Source organism: Paenibacillus amylolyticus (assembly GCF_050990605.1).
Taxonomy (GTDB): Bacteria; Bacillota; Bacilli; order Paenibacillales; family Paenibacillaceae; genus Paenibacillus; species Paenibacillus amylolyticus_H.
The window spans coordinates 6,464,923-6,488,573 of the sequence record NZ_CP158832.1 but is presented as its reverse complement, the minus strand read 5'-3'; the positions used below and the strand labels follow the sequence as shown (position 1 = coordinate 6,488,573).

15 protein-coding genes are annotated in these 23,651 nt (G+C 47.3%); 13 read left to right on the top strand and 2 right to left on the bottom strand.

Features of this window, described 5'->3' with window-relative positions:
• Window positions 1-59 precede the first annotated feature (59 nt).
• Window positions 60-830, top strand: coding sequence for an AAC(3) family N-acetyltransferase (locus ABTV53_RS28560; RefSeq protein ID WP_433749119.1), 771 nt, complete (start codon window positions 60-62; stop codon window positions 828-830).
• A gap of 333 nt (window positions 831-1,163) precedes the next feature.
• On the top strand, window positions 1,164-2,858 hold the full coding sequence (locus ABTV53_RS28555) for a histidine kinase N-terminal 7TM domain-containing diguanylate cyclase (RefSeq protein WP_433749116.1): 1,695 nt from the start codon (window positions 1,164-1,166) through the stop codon (window positions 2,856-2,858).
• Between the two features lie 73 nt (window positions 2,859-2,931).
• On the opposite strand, the gene ABTV53_RS28550 is transcribed toward ABTV53_RS28555, so the two are convergent.
• Window positions 2,932-3,279 (bottom strand): helix-turn-helix domain-containing protein, encoded by a 348-nt coding sequence (locus ABTV53_RS28550; protein WP_421896155.1) that lies wholly within the window; start codon window positions 3,277-3,279, stop codon window positions 2,932-2,934.
• Between the two features lie 164 nt (window positions 3,280-3,443).
• Between ABTV53_RS28550 and ABTV53_RS28545 the strand changes: the two genes are divergently transcribed.
• The 9 genes from ABTV53_RS28545 (at window position 3,444) to ABTV53_RS28505 (ending at window position 13,554) form a co-directional block, all read left to right on the top strand.
• A complete protein-coding gene (locus ABTV53_RS28545) occupies window positions 3,444-4,247 on the top strand; it encodes a DNA-binding protein (protein WP_433749111.1) in 804 nt (267 codons plus the stop codon).
• Window positions 4,248-4,433: 186 nt separating this feature from the next.
• The gene (locus ABTV53_RS28540; protein ID WP_433749108.1) at window positions 4,434-5,720 is read left to right on the top strand and encodes a WXG100 family type VII secretion target; all 1,287 of its coding nucleotides are present in this window, start codon (window positions 4,434-4,436) and stop codon (window positions 5,718-5,720) included.
• Window positions 5,721-5,732: 12 nt separating this feature from the next.
• Window positions 5,733-6,239, top strand: coding sequence for a hypothetical protein (locus ABTV53_RS28535; protein ID WP_433749105.1), 507 nt, complete (start codon window positions 5,733-5,735; stop codon window positions 6,237-6,239).
• Window positions 6,240-6,483: 244 nt separating this feature from the next.
• Complete coding sequence (nikA, locus tag ABTV53_RS28530) at window positions 6,484-8,034, top strand: nickel ABC transporter substrate-binding protein (protein ID WP_433749102.1); 1,551 nt, start codon at window positions 6,484-6,486, stop codon at window positions 8,032-8,034.
• Complete coding sequence (gene nikB, locus ABTV53_RS28525; RefSeq protein ID WP_110000418.1) at window positions 8,034-8,981, top strand: nickel ABC transporter permease; 948 nt, start codon at window positions 8,034-8,036, stop codon at window positions 8,979-8,981. Before nikA ends, nikB begins: the two co-directional genes overlap by 1 nt.
• Entirely contained in the window at window positions 8,978-9,832 is an 855-nt protein-coding gene (nikC, locus tag ABTV53_RS28520) for a nickel transporter permease (RefSeq protein WP_433749098.1), read from the top strand. The genes nikB and nikC overlap by 4 nt, the downstream gene beginning before the upstream one ends.
• Window positions 9,829-10,629 carry an ABC transporter ATP-binding protein gene (locus tag ABTV53_RS28515; protein WP_421896182.1) on the top strand — a complete coding sequence of 267 codons (801 nt, stop codon included), beginning with the start codon at window positions 9,829-9,831 and terminating at the stop codon, window positions 10,627-10,629. The genes nikC and ABTV53_RS28515 overlap by 4 nt, the downstream gene beginning before the upstream one ends.
• Window positions 10,626-11,636, top strand: a complete 1,011-nt coding sequence (locus ABTV53_RS28510) for an ABC transporter ATP-binding protein (protein WP_433749093.1) — start codon at window positions 10,626-10,628, stop codon at window positions 11,634-11,636. Before ABTV53_RS28515 ends, ABTV53_RS28510 begins: the two co-directional genes overlap by 4 nt.
• A gap of 412 nt (window positions 11,637-12,048) precedes the next feature.
• Window positions 12,049-13,554: a malate:quinone oxidoreductase gene (locus ABTV53_RS28505; RefSeq protein ID WP_433749090.1), complete on the top strand. Its 1,506-nt coding sequence runs from the start codon at window positions 12,049-12,051 to the stop codon at window positions 13,552-13,554.
• A 128-nt stretch (window positions 13,555-13,682) separates the two neighbouring features.
• Here the strand turns inward: ABTV53_RS28505 and ABTV53_RS28500 are convergent, their stop codons facing one another.
• The gene (locus tag ABTV53_RS28500) at window positions 13,683-16,736 is read right to left on the bottom strand and encodes a hybrid sensor histidine kinase/response regulator (RefSeq protein ID WP_433749086.1); all 3,054 of its coding nucleotides are present in this window, start codon (window positions 16,734-16,736) and stop codon (window positions 13,683-13,685) included.
• 215 nt (window positions 16,737-16,951) lie between these two features.
• Between ABTV53_RS28500 and ABTV53_RS28495 the strand changes: the two genes are divergently transcribed.
• Window positions 16,952-18,088 (top strand): response regulator, encoded by a 1,137-nt coding sequence (locus ABTV53_RS28495; protein WP_433749083.1) that lies wholly within the window; start codon window positions 16,952-16,954, stop codon window positions 18,086-18,088.
• 212 nt (window positions 18,089-18,300) lie between these two features.
• Complete coding sequence (locus ABTV53_RS28490) at window positions 18,301-23,439, top strand: S-layer homology domain-containing protein (protein WP_433749080.1); 5,139 nt, start codon at window positions 18,301-18,303, stop codon at window positions 23,437-23,439.
• The last annotated feature ends 212 nt before the right edge of the window (window positions 23,440-23,651 follow it).

The window sequence follows — 23,651 nt, the reverse complement described above, 5'->3', positions numbered from 1 at the left end:
GAAGCGGAGCAAGGATTTGCTTTTTCATCGAAAAGGTTAAGAAATGAAGGAGGAAGGACATGTATACCAAAGAAAGCTTGATGCAGCAACTAGAGCAGCTCGGATTGGATGGGCAAAGTACGGTGCTTATTCACTCTTCAATGAAAAGTATAGGCGAGGTTGAAGGTGGAGCAGACACCGTGTGGGATGCCTTTAGCGATTATATGAAAGACGGATTGCTGGTGCTTCCCACCCATACGTGGTCTACCATCAATGCGGATAACCCAATGTTCCACGTGGAAAATTCTGTATGCTGCGTAGGTATTTTGCCTGAGCTTTTCCGTAAACGTCCGGGCGTGGTTCGTTCGTGGCACCCGACGCACTCGGTAGCGGCACTGGGACGGGACGCAGAGGCATTTACAAAGGATGATCATCTCTTCGATACACCATGTGCGAGAGGTTCAGCATGGGGGAAACTGCTTGATCGGAAAGCGACGATCTTGTTAGTGGGCGTTGACTTGAAGCGGAATACATTTATCCATGGGGTCGAAGAGTGGGTGGACATCCCTGGCAGAATGACGGACGAGCATGAGATGCTGTATACGGTTTTACCAGATGGAAGCCGAATTTCAGTACCATCCCGCAGACATTGTGGGTTGCCGTGGTCAGAGCATTTCTGGAAAGTAGATGAGGTATTGGTTCGCGAAGGTGCGATGCGTAAAGGCAAGCTCGGCGATGCGGTCGTAAGAGTGTGTGATGCGGCTAAGACGGCAGAAGTAATCACGGAGATGCTCAAGGATAATCCTGATCTGTTCACGGATAATCTCCCTCTAAATACAGTAACCGAATGATACAAGGGCCGTCCGGTAGCCGGATGGCTCAATATCGATCACTTGATGATGTCTAATACCTCCCGAGCAGATGATGTACTCTCCTGTTTGCACTCCAAACCTTCAAAAGCATTCATAAATCATCAGAAATAGATCAGGATTTCGATCAGAGGTTGGTCGGACTTCCAGTGTATGGGCTACTCACCCTTAAAGTGGTGTGATAAGATATGGTTAAATTAACCAATAAGATTGCATAGCGGTATAGTATAGGTGTTTATTGAAGTTTTACATAAGAATCAAATAGAATCATGAACAACCACGTTGTCATTGTAGCATCTAAGAAGGAGAAGATTCGTGAACCCATTAGTATGGTATGATCTCTTTTTATTTGTCCTATTGTTCGGTGTAGGTGTATATGTGTTTGCTACGGTTAGAATTACGAAATTACATAAGGTGTACTTTTTGTTTCACGGGTTGATGATGCTCTGGCCTTTCTGCCAATTTGCGAGCACACTCACGGATGATTCCGGTCTACAGTTGTTCTATGTTACGTTGTCTTTTGTCGCGGTCTCCCTGCTGGGGAGTGGGTGGCTTCTATTGACGATCTTCATTACCGGTTACGCGGAGCGGTTGAGTGCAAAAGGAACCTTCCTGCTATTTGTGCCTGCGGTGATCGGGGCTATAGGTGTGGTCGCCAATCCATGGAATGAATTCGTCATTCCACTGGACGGTGGATACATCGAGCGGGCTTACGGCCCTTGGTTCTGGGTTGTGATGGCTATTCTGGTGAGCTATTTCTTGGCGTCCCTCGTCATTCTGTTCCGGGCGGTGTATTCATCACAAACATCTGCCATGATCAAAAAACAGGTGCGGATCACCTTGTGGGGCATCCTGGTCTTGGCTGTCTTTGCAACAATTGATGCCATTCTAAATGTCGTGCTAGCTCGCTGGTTGCCCATCATTCCTGGCATGACTTCGCTGGGGATCTTTCTGTCGGACCTGTTCTTCGTCTATGTGATCAAAAGATACAATGTATTCGATCTGGTCTCCATCGCACATGAGGACGTAATCAATACCATTCCATATGGCATCCTGGTACTGGATGAGAATGAAGTTATTGTTGAAGCGAACAAGGCCTCTCGATCCTTTATGAAAATGCATGTGGGGGATTCTTTTGATATGGGAGCCTTCCTGGAATCTGTCTATGTCGCGGGTAGTTATCGGGAGTTCCTGAATCATTACAGGCAAAAGGAAAATACCCTGGCTCATATTGAACTGATCGTGGAACGGGATGATACGATTCGGCAATATATCCTGCAATCGTCTCCGATTGTGGATTCGGCTCTTGTGCCGATCGGTCACATCCTTACGTTCCAGGACGTCTCGCAGGAGCGCTTCTATGTGAAAGAGATGAATCGCCAGAACGAGACGCTTCAGGAGCGAAATCAGGCGCTGGACCTGATCCGTCAGGAGTTATCCGAGGCCAATCGAAAACTGGAGGAACTCGCGCTGACGGACAGTTTAACCAACTGTTACAACCGCCGTTATCTGACCCAGCACCTGAATCACGAGGTCATTACCAATATTCAATACAAAACACCGTTCTCACTCCTGCTGCTCGATATCGACTATTTCAAGGCGGTTAATGATCGCTACGGACATGTCATCGGGGATGAAGTGCTCGTCCGCACGGCGGAGGCGGTTAAACAATCGATTCGCAGTACGGATATCCTGACGCGTTATGGCGGGGAAGAGTTCATGATCTACCTTCCGCACACGGAGCATGATTTGGCGAGTCAAATCGCAGAGCGCGTTAGAACAGCTGTGGAGTCCAACCGCATTGTGGTGGATCACGAGATTATGCAGGTGTCGATTACGATTAGTATTGGGATTCTGTCCTTTGAGGATTTTGAGGTTGTGCATGTGCCGGAGAATCCGGAGGGGTACTTGACGCAGCTGTTCGCCGCGGTGGATAAGGCGTTGTATCAGGCGAAGCAGAATGGGAGGAACAGAGTGGAGTTTGGGGTGTTGGAGCGGGGAGTTGTTTGAGGGAAATAAGAGAAGAGTGGGGATGTACTCCACTCTTTTTTTGTATTAAAGAATGATGTTGATACAGATATATTTAATCGGAATTATTATGTGATTTTTCGATAGCAATTAAAACTTCTTTGTTAATTTTAGTCAATGATACGATTGTATCTGTACTCTTGCCGCTTATTAAAGTTATATGTTCGTCCAAAGCTCTTTTGTACTCCGAGTCTTCTTTGAATTTAAAAATTTCTTCAGCTGTGACCTGCAATCCATTTATTATTTTCTCAAGAGTCTCCAACGAAATGTTACGATCTCCCCGTTCAACTCCACCAATATAGCTGTAATGAAGACCTGCAGCTTCCGCCAGTTGTTCCTGAGTCCAGCCTTTTGCCTTCCTTAACTCACGAATTCGATTTCCTACGTCCTCTGGTAAACTCATTTGATCACCTCCACTTAAGGTTAGAAGAGGTTATAGAATCCTTACAGACTAATATGTGCAAACTGTATAGCTTAATAAAAGTACTTATAAGTACAATTTAGGTTGATCTTCTTTTGATTTATCTATACAATTATAAAAAAATGGATAATTAAGGAGGGACCTCTTTGCGAAAATCTATCCTAAAATCACTCAAACCGGATATCATTGTTGAAATGTTGGAGATGGCTATGGCTTTTGAAAATTGGAACAAGGTAATCGAGAGGGCGGACATGTTATATCAATGTGTGCAGTCCATCCATGAAGAGCGGCAGGAGTATCAGTCAAAGGGAGTGCCTGCACCACATATACACATCGAGCGGCCCTTGGTCTACTATTATGGGTTCAGTCACCTAATGCGAGGTATGGCTCACCAGAAGATGGGACAGGTAGATCAGGCGCGAGCATGTATCGATCAGTATGCAGAACTGGGGTGGATGGAGGATCTGGATGAGGTAGATATGCAGGTGGTGCAGGAGTTCAGGCATAAGGCACATGTGAATCGGTATGTTCTTGAGATTGAAGCCGGGCAGGTGGAGCTGCTGGAGGAGCTTGTGGACTTTTTGCTTGAGCATCCGGAGGAAGGTTTGGCAGGTCTGAAAGTGATTACGGAAGCCGCAGTGCGGTATAGGTGGCAGATTGATCGGGTTTTACATGTGTTCGAGGATCAAATGCAGGGCGATGGCAGAGAAGTGGATTCTTCAAACAACGATGATATGTACCATTACTGTTATCAGCGGGCTTTGTATGAACAGTGGATGGGAAGACCACAGGAGGCCGTTGAATTCATTTTGCAGGCGATTAGGTTAGCGGATAAGCTAGGGATGGATCGGTATGTTATAAGGTGCACGGCATTGTTGGAATCATTGCGCGAAGAGGCGACAGCAGAGCAGATTGGGCGGTATCGGGTGATGTTGGAGGAAATGAAGTAGGAAAGCTATTTACTGAAACTGGTAGGATATGCCTTGAAGTGGGTATATGCATATAGGACCATAGCACCGATGAGGAGCACGGCTTGTGTCTTTACCATGGTGAAATCAGGATGTTAGCCGGATAGTTTACATATTACACTTCTGCTAACATAGGATAATCCTATTTCAAATGAGCGGAGAAACGTTATGAGTACAATCAAAGTTGCCCCTGAACAACTACATCACGTATCGAATCAGGTGGATCAAGCCAGACAACAGTTGGAGAGTATACGAAGTGATCTGACGAGACAAATCATGTTCGTTCAGATGATGTGGATGGGCGCGACGCAGGAGCGATTTTACTATGAGTTCGAGCAGTCACGACCTATACTGGATAAAGCGCTGGAGAGTATGGTGAACACATCAAAGGAATTGAAGGATATCGCCACGCGATTCCAAGATGCAGATGCTCAGAAGGGAAGTCTGGGCAGTGCGTTTGGAGCAGTCGGTGCCGCAGCTATGATGACCAAATCATCAGGTGATTCAAGTTCGGGTGATAAGGGATATCGGATGGCTCAAATCAATATGTTTGGTAAATTGGTATGGATGCCGGTCAACGAGAATGGTGTTGCGGATCAGGCTGCTCTTCAGGCTTATCAGAGGGATCAGGGAAATCTGGACTTTAATCGCATGCAAGCTGTGAACGTTGAACCGCCTGGAGAAGATATTTTTGCATTACAGATCAAGGCGTTTGAGATGGGGATTCATCCTACGACAGGAGAGCCTGTATCCGATAAGTATGCTCAGATGATGGTGACCTCTCTGAAGTTTAGTCAGATATTCATGGCGATTCAGATGGTTCGTGGGAGTATGCCGGGCGGTAAAGGGCCGCATCGATTGCCAGCTTCTAATCCTGCTGTGGCGAAGATTAAACAGCATATTGAGGCTGCTAAGGTGAAGGCAGAGAAGATCCAGACAGACTCGAATGAGAGAACAAAGGCGGGTCAGAAGTTCACTGGATCGGGAATGAGAGATTATGACAAAGCGGCAGAAGCAGAGTATGAATCAATAAGGCAATTGAAAATGAAAGATGTTGAGGATGTAGCTTCCAATACAGGAATGAGCGTTAATGAAATAAGAAGCATGAAAAAGCACTTGTTCTTTGGCAAACATCAAGTTCCTCAACCTGGTGGTAAAGAGTATAAAATGGAACGCTTTATTGCTGATGATGAGATAGCATATGCATGGAAAACGGCACAAAAGGGTGAGCTATCTATTGAACAAAAAACATGGTTCAGGCAATTGGCTGACCATGAACTCGCTGAACGAAAGTTTATGTCGCAAGGCCAAAAGTATCGTACTTTAGAATCATGGAATCACGAAAAAGGGAGATATGATGGATTTCCACCAGGAGCCCATGAGAACGCACCGAAACAACCTAATAATTCATTTCCTGGTTACGAAGAGTATTTCTTTAATAAAATGTTTAAATAAATGGAGGATTGTATGGGGCAATTATTAAATAAAGCTGTAGAACGTTTATCGTTAATTCCATTTGAGGATTTAGGGGAAAAGGCACTAGAGTCATACCATGTTCTAATTAAAGAGTACCTTAGACGGGTCAATCATTTCTTAAATGAGATGGATACGTCAGTAGATCGATACCCCGTATTTAGTTTCGCTAGAACTATTGGTGAAACTGTAGATGAAAAAGTATATAAATCCTGTCCGAATCTTGGTATTATTCAAAATCCATATATGAAGGCAATATGCTACTGTTATTTAGAAATTACAGAATTAGCAGATCAAGGCTTAAATCAAGCAATTGAATATATTAACTTGTATGAACCCATTATAAAATTCTTAGAAAGAGGCGGGAGCTTCACGATAAAACAAGGTGAAATGATAGTAGGTAATGCTGCGTATCCATTAACTTATTGGAGAGGTCTGGATATTGATGAACAGGACATCAGTGATATTGCTTTAGAGAGAGTTGATAATAAAAGGGTATAAATAGTTAAGTTTGTATGGACCGTCCTGTGTATTAGATCGGAGACGGTCCTTTTCTTTGGAAGTGATTACCCACTAATAAACCCTCATATGTAACAAAAAACATGAAGAATCCGCTCTCATCCGAGAGTCGGATTTTTTCTCGTTTCACTACCCACATAACTCTTGTCAAAACGTAATCATTACGATATGATAATACTCATTGTTTAGATGATAATGATTACGATTAAGAGAGAGGGGCATTACCTTGAATAAAAAGACGCCACTGCTAGCGCTGGTCTCCTTGGCCTTGAGCGCTGGACTGTTGAGCGCCTGCGGATCATCTGAGTCCAGTCCCGCTGCGCAGCCATCCACCGATAATAAAAATGTTCACTTCCTATATAACTTTTCCACCAGTTCGCTAGATCCACATGTGGATTCAAGCTATGTGCCGCTGCGCGCGGGCATTACAGAGACTTTGGTGCGTCTCGATGAAGAGAACCTGACGGTTGCTCCATGGCTCGCCGAGAGCTGGGAGAGCGAAGACGGTCAGCATTGGACAATCGATCTGCGAGATGATGTGACCTTCCAGAACGGCAAGCCGATGACGGGTGAATCCGTTAAGGCATCGCTTGAGCGGGCGCTGGAAGAGAATGTAGCGATCCAGAACGCACTGAAGATCGATACGATTGAAGCCGAGGGTGACAAGCTGGAGATTACCACAACTCAGCCTTTTCCGGAATTTGCTTCAGAGCTGGTGAATCCGAACACGGCGATTATAGACGTGAGTGAGCCGGACGTTGTGAACAAGCCCATTGGTACGGGCCCGTTCAAGCTGAATTCTTTTACCCCAGGCAGCAAGTTGGAACTGGATCGTTATGATGAATACTGGGACGGAGCATCGCCACTGGATTCCATCACATTCTCATTCAATGAAGATGCCAATGCCCGTACACTAGCGCTCAAATCTGGACAGGTTGATATCGTATACCGTCCGGAGGTCGAGAGTCTCGAATCGCTCAAAGCGATAGACGGCATGAAGGTGGAGTCTACATCGACATTCCGCGTGCATCAGCTGACCATGAACATGCAGCGGGAAAGTATGAAGGACCTCAATGTTCGTCGTGCGCTGGATGCGCTGATTGACCGTCAGGGTATCGTGGACACGATCCTGCTTGGTTACGGCGAAGGAGCCATCGGCCCGTTCCTGCCATCGTTGCCATTCGCACCAACCTATACGGATACAACAACGGAATCCGGAACTGATGTGGCTGTAAAATATCTTGGTGAAGCAGGATACACGCAGCAAAACGGCGTGATGACCAAGGACGGCAAACCGTTGCAGTTGACGCTGCTGACGTATTCAGCTCGTGCCGATCTGCCGCTAATTGCCCAAGTGTTCCAATCGGATGCGAAGAAGATCGGGATCGATGTGCAGATCCGTCAAATCGACACACCGGAAGATTATATGGCGTCCAATCGGGACTGGGATATTGCAACGTACAGTAATTTGACCGCTCCGCGTGGGGATGCTGGTTACTACCTGAATGCAACGTACCATCCGAAGGGTGCTCTTAACTTCAGTGGATCGGAAGATCCGGAGTTGACCAAGATCATCGACGAATTGAATCTCACAGTTGCACCGGAGAAGCGCGCAGAGCTTGCCGAGAAGGCAGCCAACTACGTGCATGACAATGTGCTGAATTCATTCGTGCTGCATCCAGGTACGATCGTGGCCTATAACGGCAAGAAGATTAAGAATTGGGTTACCACCCGCAGTGAATATTACATGATTACCAATAAGCTGGATGTGATGTAATGTTTCGCATTTTGCTTCGAAAGTTTCTAGAGGTATTTATCTTTCTGTTGTTCATTATGTTTGTGAGCTTCCTGTTCATTCGTCTGGCTCCGGGTGACCCAGTGCTGACGATCCTGAACGTAGACGAACTGTCCGTCAGCCAGGAGCAGGTCGAAGCTGTACGCGAGGAGATGGGCTTTAACGATTCGCTTCCTGTCCAGTTCGGCAACTGGTTGCTCGATTTTGTTCGGCTCGACTTCGGTGTATCGTATTCGACAGGCCAGCCCGTCATGCAGACCCTGATGCGTGCACTGCCAGCTACGGCTGAACTGACGATTGGCGCGCTGCTGGTCATGCTCATCATAGCGATCCCGCTCGGCTCGCTATCAGCGCTTCATCGTGGGAGTTGGATTGACCGCGGAAGTCGGATGCTATCCATTGTGGGTGCGGCGGTGCCCAGCTTCTGGCTGGGTCTGATCCTGATCGACATGTTCGGCGTACGCTTCGGCAATCTGCCGACCATGGGCCGGGATGGATTCACATCACTTATTCTGCCCTCTCTGACGCTGGGACTCGCCATCTCCAGCGTCTATGTGCGTCTTTTGCGTTCCAGCTTGTTAGATTCACTGAGTCAGGAGTTTGTTCGGTCCGCTCGGGCAAGAGGGTTATCTGAAGGCCGGATCTTCATGCTTCACGCGTTTCGGCACAGTCTGCCGCCCGTCATTACGGTATTTGGCGTCAGTCTCGGCAGCCTGATTGGCGGAGTTGTCGTGATTGAAGTGTTGTTCGCTTATCCGGGTATCGGCAAGCTTGTCGTTGATGCCATCCGCCAGCGTGATTATCCACTGATTCAGGGTTACATCCTGATCATGGCTATCGTGGTATTCCTCGTGAATACGGCGGTTGATCTGTCGTACCGTTATTTGAATCCCGAAATGAAACTTAAGGAAAAGGAGGCCCACCGATGAAAACCATGCCCCTGCCCATTCCAACGACAAAATCGAAAAAACATAGCTGGCAGGCGATCATTGGTCTGCTGTTTGCACTGCTGGTCATCGTGGCCTCCTTATATGCCTTTTTATACTTAAAACATGACCACACCTTAACCGATCTGCGTGGACGATTGCAGGGTGCAAGTGCTCTCCATCCGTTCGGCACCGACCATCTGGGACGCGATGTACTGACACGTCTGTTGCTTGGCGGTGGGCAAACGCTCGGTTATAGCCTGCTGGCACTTGGTGCCGCACTGCTGATTGGTATTCCATTTGGCTTGATCGCAGGATACAAACGTGGCTGGGTCGATAAGCTGTTCATGCGAATTGCGGATGCCTTTCTTGCATTTCCTGATACCATCGTTGCCATTGTGCTAAGTGGCCTGCTTGGTGCGGGAATCGGCAATCTGGTATTGGCGATCGTGATCGTAAAGTGGGTTAGCTATGCGCGTCTTGTTCGGAGTACGGTTTTATCGGAGTCCCAAAAGGACTACATTCGCATCGCCCGAACCAACGGACTATCCGACGGTCGCATCATGAGAAAACATCTGCTTCCACATATCGCAGGCCATGTACTCGTGCTGGCTAGTCTTGATCTGGGCAAAATCATCCTGCTCATCTCATCACTGTCCTACATTGGCCTTGGCGCACAGCCACCAACACCTGAATGGGGTGCGATGCTGAACGACTCACGGCCTTACTTCCAGTCACGGCCAGAGTTGATGATCTATCCGGGCCTTGCCATTGTCTCGGTAGTCCTGCTCGCCAACATGCTGGGTGACTATCTGAGAGACCGGTTTGACGTGAAGAAGGAGGTGCAGCCATGATTCTCTCCATTGAGGAACTGAGCATCTCCAGTCGGGACCGTACGATCGTAGACCAGGTTTCTCTGGCTGTTCGTGAAGGTGAATTCATGGCGTTGGTTGGACAGAGCGGTAGCGGCAAAAGCTTGCTCTCGCAAGCCATTGGTCGTCTGCTGCCGCCCAACCTGCATGCGTCGGGGCGAGTCATGTTCGAAGGCAGCAACTTGCTCGAACGGAAGCCGAAGGAGATGCGCGCCCTGCGGGGAAGCCGCATCTCGTATATTTTTCAAGACTATCAGGGAGCGTTTACGCCCTTTCGCAGCATTGGTGGACACTTTGATGAATACCAGAAGGTACATGGGGAGAAGTCTTCTGCCATCCGCAAGAAACGGGCTGAGGAAGCGCTGGAATCCGTTGGCCTTGGCTCTGAATTGCTGCGCCGCTATCCGTTCCAATTGAGTGGTGGACAGCTTCAGCGGGCCTCCATTGCCACATCGCTGATGCTCTCCCCTCGTCTGCTGATCGCTGACGAAGCGACAACGGCACTGGACAGTGTGTCCGGGCATCGCGTGTTGGAATTGCTGGCACGCAAGCAAGCGGAGACGGGCTGTGCGATTCTGTTTATCACGCACGACTGGCGCCATGTACGCCGCTATGCCAGCCGTTTGGCTGTTATGAAGGAAGGTCAGATCGTCGAATCGGGCGGAAAACATCGCATTCTTGACCATCCCCAGCATGAATATACGCGCCAGCTGATTGAGGCGGCTCCCGTTCTGAGTCGCTCGCTGAAGTCGGGATTGAAGGAGGCGGGAACAGAATGAAGACGACTGCAAATGAAGAACACCATGGACTCATACAGTCCGAAGAGTCTGGTGTGCGAAGCCACGACTTTACGAAAGACGTAAACCATGCAGAGATCAATGCAGACACAGACAATGTGGTCATAGATACTACGGGTACAGAACAGGCAGTCATAACTACTACAGATATGGATCATGCGGATACAGATACCGTTACAGATAACGCCGTTGCAAAGACTGCTTCCTCGCCCAGCATGCTTAATCAACCTGTGCTTCATGTGGAACATCTTAGCCGAACGTATGCAGGTGCAGACCGACCGGCTGTGAATGATATATCCTTCGCTCTGAACCGCGGCGAGTGTCTTGGTCTGGTTGGCGAGAGCGGCTGCGGCAAGAGTACGCTCGCCCGCTGTCTGCTGCGGATTGAAGATGCAGATACAGGCTCGATTACACTGGGCGGACAGGATATCGCGCGGCTGAGCGGCCGACGGTTGCGACCTCATCGGCGGAAGATGCAGATTGTATTCCAGAACCCGATGGCCGCACTGAATCCAAAACTCAAGATTGCTGATTCACTGATTGATCCGTACGAACAACTTGGACGGAACGCCGAGCTGTCCCACTTTACCTACACGTCGAAGGACGCCTATGTCCAAAAGTTGCTTGAAGCGGTCGAGCTTCCAAGCGATATAGCTGGACGTTACCCCCATGAGCTAAGTGGTGGACAGCGTCAGCGCGTCACGATCGCGCGTGCCATTGGCATTGAGCCGGACGTCGTCGTCCTGGATGAACCGACAGCCAGCCTGGACGTGATCTCGCAAGGTGCTGTATTGCAGTTACTCACTGATCTCCGGACAACGCTTGGTCTGTCATACGTGTTCATCTCGCATGATCTGGCTGCTGTGCATCGCATGAGCCAGCGCATTATCGTCATGCGGGAAGGCTTAATCGTTGACCGTTTTGGCGCGGATACGTTGTTCGCAGAAGAACGCCATCCGTACACGAAAGAACTGATTTCGATCTTCTGAGTACTTCCTGAAACGCCGTGTGCTGTGATGGTCATTTTTAAATGAATAAAGAGCCGCTATACGAAGATATTCGAGAGCGGCTCTTAGCGCATCCATTTTCACGAATTAATAAGGCTATACAACATTTCATGTGCCAAGTCCCCTTAAAACCGGGTTCCTTTCTTTGTTTTGAACAAATAAATCTTTCAGGCCTATAACCGGGCTAACGTTCCGATGTAATCTAGCGTATACTGATGGAATAGCAAATATCTTGAAATTGCATATTTAAATTGCTCTATATTATTGATACACTAGATCAAGGTTATATTCATTCAGAGAAGGTGCGATCCCGTTCAAGAATGGGTTTGCTGCAAATGCCAAATCGATAACGCTTACATCCTTTTGGCAAATATAGGATATAAGGACGGTAGACATGAGCCAGGGACAAACGAGTACAGATGTTATCTTGATTGGTGCCGGAATTATGAGTGCAACTTTGGGAACTTTGCTAAAAGAATTGGCACCAGACTGGAATATTAAGGTTTTCGAAAAGCTAGCCACTGCAGGAGAGGAAAGCTCCAACGAATGGAATAATGCCGGAACCGGGCATGCTGCATTGTGCGAACTTAACTATACCGTTGAACGACCAGACGGAACCGTAGATATTAGCAAAGCGATTAAAGTGAATGAACAATTTCAGATCTCAAAGCAATTTTGGTCCTATCTCGTCAATAGTCGTCTGATTCGTAATCCGCGGGACTTCATTATGCCGATTCCTCATTTGAGTTATGTACACGGAGAGAGCAACGTCCAGTTTTTGAAAAGGCGTTATGACTCCTTGTCGAATCATCCGCTGTTCGCAGGCATGGAATTCTCGGATGACAAGAAAGAGCTGGCGAAATGGATGCCGCTGATGATGAAAGATCGTACAAGTAATGAACCTGTAGCAGCGACCAAAATTGACTCCGGTACGGATGTTAACTTTGGTGCTTTAACGCGTATGCTGATCAAACATTTGAAGGAACAACACGTGGGCATCCACTACCAACATAGCGTGAAGAATATGAAACGCACCAGCGATGGACAATGGGAATTATCCGTGAAAAACCTGAAGAGTGGTGCAGTCGAACGCCATAAGGCGAAATTCGTCTTCATTGGTGCGGGCGGCGGAAGTCTGCACTTGCTCCAGAAGGCGGGCATTCCGGAAGGTAAACATATCGGCGGATTCCCGGTCAGTGGGATCTTTATGGTGTGCAAAAATCAAAAAGTCGTGGAACAGCATCATGCCAAAGTATACGGCAAGGCTTCGGTAGGGGCTCCGCCGATGTCCGTTCCGCATCTGGATACCCGTTTTATCGACAATAAGAAGTCGCTGTTATTCGGACCGTTTGCCGGGTTCTCGCCGAAGTTCCTGAAGACGGGTTCCAATGCCGACTTAATCACGTCGGTTAAGATGCATAATCTGCTTACGATGCTTGCAGCAGGTGTCAAAGAAATCTCTTTGACCAAGTACCTGATCCAACAACTGATGTTATCCAAAGAACAACGTATGGCAGAATTGCGTGACTTTGTCCCGGGTGCGAAGAGCGAGGATTGGGATATGGTTCTGGCGGGGCAGCGTGTACAGGTGATCAAGGATACCGTCCAAGGTGGCAAGGGGACGCTCCAATTTGGTACGGAAGTGGTCACGTCTGCAGATGGAACGATTGCGGCCTTGCTAGGTGCATCACCAGGTGCGTCCACCGCAGTTCAGGTCATGCTTGAGATTCTTCAGCGTTGCTTCCCGCAGCATATGGAGGCATGGGAGCCGAAGGTCAAGGAAATGATCCCATCCTATGGCATATCACTTGTAGAGAACCTGGATCTGCTCAAAGAGGTTCATTCTTCAACAGCCAAAGCGCTGGGATTATCGGATGAAAAACATGTCCTGCACGTATAACCATTAACTTAGCGCGTTAGATAATGATTAAGCCAAAAAAGAGCCAAGTCGGGATGAAGCCCGTGCTTAGCTCTCTTTTGGTTTGTTTGGTGTGTCAGAACCTGTAGGGTATAGAACTATCTTATCACTCAGACTCCTGTGCTGCGGTCCAAAGGGATGACAAAGGATACTTTCGTGCCCAGACCCGGTGAGCTGACGATGCTTAAGCCCTGTCCGTACATCTGGGTCAACCGGCGATGTGTATTGGTTAATCCAATGCCTCCAGTTCCTCCTGGTCCCTTCTTGGGCCACGCCAATGCCCGTTCGATCTGCTCGGGCTGCATCCCCACACCGTCATCCTCGATTTCGATCAAGGTGGACGCTGTTTGGTTGATGATTCGGATATGCACGGTTCCACCCTCAACTTTGCTGAGAATACCATGTCGAACAGCATTCTCAATGAGCGGTTGAATGGTGAGTGGCGGAAGGGATAGATCAAGATCATCTGGAATATCCCAGATCACATTCAACCGATCCATGAATCGTTCTTTCTCAATGTAGAGATAGGCACGGGAGAGATCCAACTCATGCGTGACCTCAACCATTTTCTCCGAATTAACAAAATGAAAGCTGGTCTGAAGATACTCGATAAAAGCATCGCCCAGTTTCTGCATTCGCTCCGTGTCCATCTCACTAAGCACCATGATGGAATTGAGCGTATTAAAAAGAAAATGGGGCTGAATCTGTGCTTGTAAGTAAGCAGCCTCCATGCGCAGTCGCTCATCAATGGATTGTTTCAGTACGATCAGAGACCCGATGCGCTGCCTTAATTCAACGGCATCCACGGGCTTGGTGACATAGTCCGTAGCACCGGCCATGAATCCGGCGTATACATCCGCTGGTTCGTTACGAGCCGTCAACAACAGAATCGGAAGCTCCGATACCGAATAACGCTTGCGTACGTTCTCGGTCAGTTCATAACCGGACATATGAGGCATCATGACATCGGCAATCAGTAAGTCCCAAGGCTCCGTATCCAATAATTCGAGTGCCTCAAGCGCGGAAGCCGCAGGTCGAATATGATACGGTTCATTCGCAAGCATGGAGATCAGTACTCGCAGGTTTACAGGATCATCATCGACGGCAAGAATTCTTGCGGCAGTTATATCCTTAGATAAGTTCTGCTGCTGTGGCTCTGCAATCGCAATTTCCTCAAAGCTGTGAGCGTTCCATCCCTGCTCAGTCTGATCTGATAGCGATGCGGTATCTTCCCGTGGAAGCGAGATCTGGAAGGTGGATCCTTGCCCAGGTACAGATTGCACGGTGAGCTGGCCGCCATGGAGTTCGATGAGCTGCCTGCTGATATTAAGACCGAGGCCAATTCCTCCAGTTAAGCGAGCTTCTGGAGTACCCTGCTCATACGCCTCGAATATGCGCTGTTGTATCTCCTCACTTATGCCAACACCTGTATCCGATACTTGAATCAAGACGCTCTCTCCATGTTCCTGAACAGAGACCGTAATCGAACCTTCATCGGTGAATTTGAGCGCATTATGCAACAGGTTGTAGAGAACCTGAACAAGTCTTCTCTCATCGGCCTGAATAAGCGGTAGTGAACCCGGGATATTCACCTGCATGTGGACAGGTTTACCTTCTGCCATGAATCGGAACATACCGATTACACCTGGAATGACAGATGCAAGAGATAATGGTTTCTTCTGAAGCTTAATGCGTTTTTCCTTCAGACGAATCACGTCAAGGAGATCATCAACGAGTTGTGACATGCGTCGGCCGATGGTAACTAACAGTTTCATGTCTTCTGCCTGCTTCTGACCACCTGATGTACGCCGTTCACGGACCTCGATGCTCTCGGCAATATTGATGATGCCATGCAGCGGTGTACGCAGTTCATGAGCCGTATTCACAAGAAACTGATCCTTCTGGCGATCCTCCTCTTTGAGCTGTTCGTACAACTTCTCGATTTCGCTTGAGTTACGGAAGTATTTTCGGAACCAATAGGCAGAGAAGCCGAATATGGCTGCAATCACATCAATGGGGTAATACACGTTGGTAATTTCATTACGGGAATTCACGATTCCCCACAGTACGCTGGATAAGCTGCTCGTCGCTGCGAAGAGCAAAAAGCTTGCGTCACTTCGTTTCTCAGCTGCCATTCGGAAGAATAGGTACACAGACCAGCCGATGGCAAACAGATAAAGGAAGTCAGAAAGTCCAATCTCAAGTACATGATAGATCAAGGTCACTGGTGCGATTAGCAAAAATACACAGTACACACCAAGCACGCTGGCGTAGATACGAAAAAGTTTACGGCCTTGTAGACTATGGGAGAAACTTCGAGCCATCTGTAAAAGAAAGAATGCGAACAATGGATAGGATAACGCTTTGGCCTTGACGATCCAAGTGAAGTTGAGTGGAATCCAACTCAATAACAGATTGTCATGGTCAGAGGTTACCGTTAGGGCAGCTACCAGTGTTAGCATCGAGAACGTCAGCAGAGCTCGTTCCTTGCGGATAAACAGAAACATAATAAAAGCGTATAAGCTATGCAAGATCAGTATGGCAAACGTAATCTTCTGCAGATCAATGGATAATCCCCGTTCACTTCCAATGGCTTCTGGAGAGCCAAAATAGAGAGAGCGCGTGATCCCTCCGCTATAAGGGTCATCAAAGTTAGCTGTCTGCACCAGGAGATTGATTTCGGTGGAACCGCCAAGCGCATAGGAAGTCGCAAATGCAGTCCGTTCCGGTCGATAGGCTTCGGCATGGGTGGCGGGTTGACCAAATTCGGCAACAACGGTCCCGTTCATCTCGATAATGGATGAAGTCTGGATTTTCTGAGCCCAGAGCGAGACTTCCGTCACGGATGGATCTACAAGTATGCGAAGACGGTACGTTCCATATCCGAACGACGATGAGGATTGTGGTAATGCATTACGCCAGTCACCGGGAACTTGAATCCGTGTGGATGGGTTATCCGTTATTTTCACGTCACGATTAGAGATTAACGCATGGGGGTGAAATTCCCATTCTCCATCCAGGGATATGGGTGAAGCATTGGCGAGGTCCCAACCTCGAAGGTCTAGCACGCCGTTAGCGGGTTCAGGATGATCGGGTATAGTGAAAGACTCGGACCATATCCAACGAAAGCCAAGCAAAATAGTCAGGAATAGAATCGACAGCATTACATATCGGGGTATCTTTTTATAGGTTATTGGTTTCATGGCAGACTTTAGTTTTCGACAGTTTACTTCAAAATCCTGCATGCCATTTGGTATTGAAGAACATTTTTTTGAATACAGAACATAGATTCTATATTCAAATGATAGCGGTCCCACGTCAGGATTTATGGTAAAATTATAGATTAAAGGGTGATCAGTGAGCCAGAGGAGTTGTGCATATGAGAGTGATTTTGGTAGATGATGAATATCTCGCTCTGAGCAGGTTGAACAAACTGTTGCTAGAGAGGGAGGATTGCGAAGTTATCGGCTCTTTTCTGACGGCACAGGAAGCCATAGATCAGATCAAACTTCATCTGCCGGAAATCGTCTTCATGGACGTTCAAATGCCGGGGATGAACGGGATCGAGGCGACCGAACGGATCCATGAGGTTTCTCCTGGGACAGAAGTTATTTTCACAACCGCATATAACGAACATGCACTGACGGCTTATGGGCTTGAAGTGCTGGACTATATTATGAAGCCTGTAACGCGTGACCGTTTGGAAAAAACGATGAAGATGTATCAACGCCGAACGGTGCCAGCAAGTCTGAATATAACAGAAGGGCCATCCATGTTGATCCGTTGTCTGGGGATGCTCCAAGTCCAACTGCATCCGAATGAACCTCCAAAACATATGAAGTTTAGAACAACCAAAATCAGGGAGTTATTCGCCTATTTGCTCCACCATCGGAACAAACCGATTAAGCGGGATACGCTACTTGAACTATTGTGGCCAGATTTGGATGAGCGGAGGGGTATATCCAATTTGCACAGTGGCATCCATCGCTTACGCAGCATGATGAACGAACTCATGGGCGAGGACAAGATGATCATTCGCTATCAACAGTTTGGTTATCTATTGGAAACGGGTGAATTCAGGGTTGACGCGGAAGAATGGGAGAGGCGTCTTAACCGATTGTCTCCATTATCTTCGTCTGCAATAGCGGAACATCGGCAGACCTCAGATCAATATGAAGGCAAATATTATGGCGAGGACGATTACGTATGGGCTGAGCTGGAGCGCCAGCGGCTGCATGCACTTTGGCGTAACCACGCCATGCATCTCGCAGAGTATTATATTGAATTAGGGCAAAATACGGAAGCACTCACGTTATATCATCGGGTACAGCAATTCGAACCATCATTGGAGCAAGTTGGACTGGCGTTAATGAAGACTTATGATCAATTAGGCAATAAAGATCCTGTAATCGCACAATATAATCAGTTGGTCACTGCGTTAGAACAAGAGGCGGGCATACGTCCTGGCTTGGAAGTTGAGTTGTGGTACCAGCAATGGAAACAATCTAATATGTAATTGGATATAGGCAGCCTTGCAGTTTCATTTGCAGGGCTGTTTTTTGGTTGTGTTTGTTAGAGAAAGGTTTGGTAAGAGTTTGGTAAGAGGCTATGTGTAGAATGAAAACGATAAGTGTCAGAAACAGCTGGGCCTTAGAAGAAGCAGAATTGCGTTAATGTTTGCCCAGTAAATGACCCAAACATTCGAATCACATAGGAGGTTAAGTGAACTTGAAAGTATTTAAGGCAATAAAAATATCATTTTTGGCTTTTGTGGTCCTATTGTCAACCATATCGTCGCTGTTTGCTCCGATAGCAAGTGCGGCCGATGGCAATGTCTACGTATCATCGACTGGAAGTGATACCAGTGGAACGGGTACGGCAGAAGCACCATTGGCAACAATAGAAAAGGCACTTGAATTGGTTGATGCTACAGGAATGATAATCCTGCAAAGTAACATCATTCAGGAGTCCACCTTGGCGATCTCTTCTGCCGGGAAGAATATGACAATAACCTCTGCAGAGGGCCATACATACTCCATTATACGTGGTGAGAGTTTTGTTAATGGAAACTTGATTCAGATCAGTGGTGGGAATAGAGCGAATAGTGTAACTTTTGAGAAAATCATTATAGATGGCAATCACGTAAGCACCAACGGCCAGATATATGGAATCAGTAGTGCGGGCGGAACAGTGAATTTTAAAGAGACTGAGATTAGAAATCACATCGTGAAAGCGAGCGCTAGTCAGCCTGCAACCGTTATATCCACTAGCGGGGGGAATTCAATGGTTGTCATCCAGGAGGGCACCATAATCCATGACAACAAGGTATCGGGAAATGTAAAAGAGAACCCTCCTTCGGTACTAAGTGCTGGTTCAGGAGGCTCTCTGGTCATTGAGGATGGTCTGATTACGGATAATGAAATTTCAGATGGAAATGGAGTCATTATTGGGGTGGGACTATACCAAAGTCCTAACTTCAGGATGACCGGAGGCAAAATAACGGGTAACAAGTTATTGGGAACCGAATTAAGCGAAGGTGAAACAATAGGGAATGTTGCTGTGTATATGCGGGGAAGTGCCGCCGATGCTCGTTTTGATTTTGGAGGAACAGCCTATGTGTATGATAATTTTAATACCGATGGGAACCAACGTAATGTGTACCTGAAGAATACAACAGCTACCGGTAGTGCTTATCTGACCTTGGTTGGTCCTATGCAATTGGGATCGAAGGTTGGAGTATATGCCAAGATTATGCCTGATGAAGATATGAATCCGGTTGTCGACATTGCGATAGGTCGATCCCCATATCAAGCAGTGCAAGAAGACCAGACATTCTTTGTATCTGATATCAATACGACGGCAGCGGTTGCATATGATAATCAAGCGAATAAGGTTATTCTGACATATCGAATGCCAGTGCATCTGGAACTGGGTACTCCTTTGGATCTTTCTACGGTAAGTGCCAAGCCTACTTTGAAAGGTTCAGTTACATCTGGGGCCGTGGTAACCATTACAATGGTAAACAAATCCGACCCAGCTAAGAACGTTGTCGGTGAAGCTACAGTCAACCCAGACGGAACATGGGAATTCACACCTTCCTCTGCATTGTCGCCTGGAGAATATACATTGAGGGTTACAGCAACGAATAACGGAATCTCTGCAGAACCAATACGCAGGGATATTATCGTAGTAGACAAGTCAGTTCTACAAGGCAAATATGACGAAATCACAGGTGAAAACCTGGAAGAATCAAAATATACATCAGCTAGTTGGACTGTGCTTCATGATGCGCTGAACACAGCAGAACAAGTGCTTAGTGAACCAAATGTAACACAAGAGCAAGTCAACAATGCGCTTCAGGAACTAACAAATGCACGGACAGGACTTACCCTGGTGAATGGTGGAAGCACATCGGGTCCAGGTGGAGTGGGTTCTCCTTCACTATGGCTGCGATCTGATCTGGGCATAGAAGTTACCAGCGGTCAGAAGGTGAGTACCTGGGAAGATCAAGGTAGTAAAGTAAACAACGCAACACAAGATGAGGTCGATAACCAAACGACTTATTGGAATGACCAGAGTCATAATATTAATTTTAATCCGGTATTGGAATATGACGGAACGAAAACTTTCATGAATCTGGATGTAAGTAAGCTTCCCCAAGGGAAGACTGCCAGATCAATTATTACGGTTAGCAAAACCAATAAACCTGGAGGCATCAATTATATCATTTCCTGGGGAGCCCAAACGAGTGGTTATACTGGAATAGGGATGCTTCAGAATAACACAAGAGGCGGCTTGACCACATTTAACAGTGATAAGAACCAGACATTATACACTGCCGAAGGATTTATGGGAACGATGTTCCCGAACGAGCAATTTGTTACTTGGACAGGCGGAGATACGGGTATAAACCAAGCCAGATTGTACAGTAAAATGAAGCAGGTACAGCAATTAAATGACTGGGGAAAAGATAATGTTAAGCTATGGGATACGGGTAACTCTGGCGGAGCAGTAATCGGTAAACTTATTCCAGCAACTGCGAGTGTTGAACATTGGCAGGGCACGATTGAAGAAATTATCGTATACGATCATGCTCTGACGGACGAGGAACGCCAGAAAGTGAGCACATATCTGGCGATCAAATACGGCTATACGCTAGATCAGACGACAGCCAATTCATATGTTGATTCAAACATGGCTACGATCTGGGATTCAAATGTGAATGCAGCCTATACCCATCGCGTTACAAGCATTGGTCGAGATGATCAAAGTGGCTTGATGCAGAAACAAGCCAAGGCGCAGGAGCAGGGATCGATATTGACGATTGCATTGGGCAACAGTATCGAGGATACCAATTCTGCGAATCAAAATAGTTTTTCAAACGATTCTTCTTTCTTTACGTTTGGTGATAATGGAGCAAATACCGAATTCAAAACACCGATGACGAAAGATCAGGAAAAACTGCTTGGGATGGAGCGCATCTACAAAGTACAGAAAGCAAACTGGACTGAATCACAGATTACACTTCAGTTAGATGATACCGGAGGTACCTCGGGGTTGTCTCAGTATCTTGTGATCAGCGATGATGCACAATTTGCTAATCCAAACTCGTTACATTTAATTCAGAATGGCCAAGTAACCCTTAATACCTCGAATTTTGGTCCGAATTCATACTTTACCATTGCGACTGCTACCGCTCCTTTGACGGCGCCAGACATCACACTGACCGGCGATGAGTTGACATGGGAAACAGTTGAGCATGCGGATAACTATGAAGTAACGATCGAAATGGAAAATGGTACGAAGCGTACAGTGGAGGTGCCTGGAACGGTACTTAACCTGTCGCAATTGGAACCACCGCTGAAAGCTGGCACCTACACGGTGACAGTCACAGCGAAGACGAACAATCCAGCCTATGCAGATTCAGAAGCATCAGATGCGAAAAGTTATGTTGTTGTTATTGATAAGGCGAAGTTGAAAGCCAAACTCGATGAGATTAACGGTAAGACTGAAACAGGCGAACTGGACAAAGAGGAGTACACGCCAGAAACATGGCAAACGCTGCAAGATGCGTTAGAAATTGCTCAATCCGTGTTCGATGACGAAAATGCAACATCGGAACAAGTGGAAAAAGCGTATCAGGATTTGGTAGATGCCCAGAAGGGTCTTATCAAGAAGGCTGGTACGGGTACTGACACATCAACGCTGCAAACGCTGATCCCGTCCACAGGAAGTTTGTCTCCAGCCTTTGATCCGGCTAAAGACACGTACACCATCTCTGTGCCGAATAGCGTATATCAATTCCAATTAACGCCAACGGCACTTGATCCACTTGCGAAGATTGAAATAGCGGTTGCAGATGGAGAATGGAACGAGGTTACAAGTGGCAGTGCCAGTGAGAATTTACCGCTTCAAGTTGGCGGAAATACCATTGTTGTTAAAGTCACAGATTCACTTGGCCATGTTACGGAGTACAAAATCAACGTGAACAGAGCATCCAGTGATAATGGTAACAACGGTGGTGGCAACAATGGCGGTGGAAATACGGGAGGTAACGGTGGAAGCACTCCTGCACCTGCGCCAGTGCCAGCACCAACGCCAACGCCGGCACCCGTGAAGGATAATCTGGAAACAACTCGGGACGGCAGTCACCAACCGTTTGCTACATCCAAACCATCAGACAACAAAGAAACAATGGTTGAAGTTGATCCAGCCAAGCTGAAAGATGCCATGTCACAAGGCACAGGTCAGCAGTTCGCCATTCATTCGCCGAATGATGGGAATATGAAGGTGGACGGTTTGACCCTCGAAACATTGAAACAATTAGTGGATCAAGGTTCCAAACTAAACATCAGCAATCCGCTGGCAATCTATCCGGTACCTGGTGGCAAAATGGACTTAAACGGTGTCTCCAGGCAGCTTGGTCATGCAGCATTGAATGATATTGATGTCCATATCAATATCGCACGTTCATCCGATACGTTGATTGACAGCGCCGAAACAAGAGCCGCTTCCCAAGGATATGAGCTACTTGTCACACCGGTTGATCTGGATCTCACCTTCTCAAAAGATGGACAAACGGTTCGATCCGGTCAGCTGAACGGTTATGCACCGAAGTATATTGCACTTCCGGAAGGTATCGATCCGAACCGGATTACCACAGGCGTGATCATCAACCCGGACGGTAGCATTTTCCATGTACCAACGGTTGTTACCAAAGTCGATAGCCGTTACTACGCGCTCATTAATGACTTGCGTAGCAGCGGAAGTTATTCAGTTATCTGGAATCTGCAGGATTTCGAAGATGCCAGATCCCATTGGGGCAAAATTGATGTGAACAACATCGCTGCGAGATTAGATCTGAAAGGTAACGGAGATAACACCTTCTCACCGAACCGTCAGGTTACCCGTTCCGAATTCGCCGAGATTGTTGTACTTGGACTTGGCTTAATGCGTCAGGATGCACCACAGAATCTATTCCCTGACGTTAACGATTCGGCATGGTTCCGCAATGCGGTAGCTCTTGCGAATGAATTGGGTATCGTTCGCGGATACGATAATGGGAGTTTCTACGGTAATCAGGAAATCACGCGCGAGCAAGGGTTCGCCATGGTTGCTCGTGCCTATCGTCTGATTGAACCGGATGCGGCAATCAGCCCGGATCAGATGAACTCTGAACTGGAACGTTACAGTGATGCAGCGGACGTATCGAATTGGGCGAAAGAAGATGTAGCCCAGTTGATCGCCGCGGGGATCATCCAAGGTAATGGACCAGAGGTTCTGAGTCCGAAGACCACGATGACCCGTGCTGAGGTCACTGCACTGATTGCAAGGATGTTGAAAGTAACCAACTTGATTGATAAGTAAACGCAATCTAAAACGAAAAGCCTTTGCTGACATTGGGGGTCGGCAAAGGCTTTTCCCTATTTCATCAAATTCATGTCGTAATACTTTCGCCCTGTTGGCAGATCGTGGAATCTGAGATGATGGGTTCACCAGAGGTTCGGGTGACAAACTTTGAACCGCTGGCCTTCAGGCTATTGCGATCCTTCCTTCTACAATCATTGGAGATATCATAG

What these genes read in the sequence shown, in the direction of transcription:
- ABTV53_RS28560 (WP_433749119.1), top strand. Translation starts at nt 60, where the DNA reads ATGTATACCAAAGAAAGCTTGATGCAGCAACTAGAGCAGCTCGGATTG.
- ABTV53_RS28550 (WP_421896155.1), bottom strand. Translation starts at nt 3,279, where the DNA reads ATGAGTTTACCAGAGGACGTAGGAAATCGAATTCGTGAGTTAAGGAAG.
- ABTV53_RS28540 (WP_433749108.1), top strand. Translation starts at nt 4,434, where the DNA reads ATGAGTACAATCAAAGTTGCCCCTGAACAACTACATCACGTATCGAAT.
- ABTV53_RS28535 (WP_433749105.1), top strand. Translation starts at nt 5,733, where the DNA reads ATGGGGCAATTATTAAATAAAGCTGTAGAACGTTTATCGTTAATTCCA.
- nikB (WP_110000418.1), top strand. Translation starts at nt 8,034, where the DNA reads ATGTTTCGCATTTTGCTTCGAAAGTTTCTAGAGGTATTTATCTTTCTG.
- nikC (WP_433749098.1), top strand. Translation starts at nt 8,978, where the DNA reads ATGAAAACCATGCCCCTGCCCATTCCAACGACAAAATCGAAAAAACAT.
- ABTV53_RS28515 (WP_421896182.1), top strand. Translation starts at nt 9,829, where the DNA reads ATGATTCTCTCCATTGAGGAACTGAGCATCTCCAGTCGGGACCGTACG.
- ABTV53_RS28510 (WP_433749093.1), top strand. Translation starts at nt 10,626, where the DNA reads ATGAAGACGACTGCAAATGAAGAACACCATGGACTCATACAGTCCGAA.
- ABTV53_RS28505 (WP_433749090.1), top strand. Translation starts at nt 12,049, where the DNA reads ATGAGCCAGGGACAAACGAGTACAGATGTTATCTTGATTGGTGCCGGA.
- ABTV53_RS28500 (WP_433749086.1), bottom strand. Translation starts at nt 16,736, where the DNA reads ATGCTGTCGATTCTATTCCTGACTATTTTGCTTGGCTTTCGTTGGATA.
- ABTV53_RS28495 (WP_433749083.1), top strand. Translation starts at nt 16,952, where the DNA reads ATGAGAGTGATTTTGGTAGATGATGAATATCTCGCTCTGAGCAGGTTG.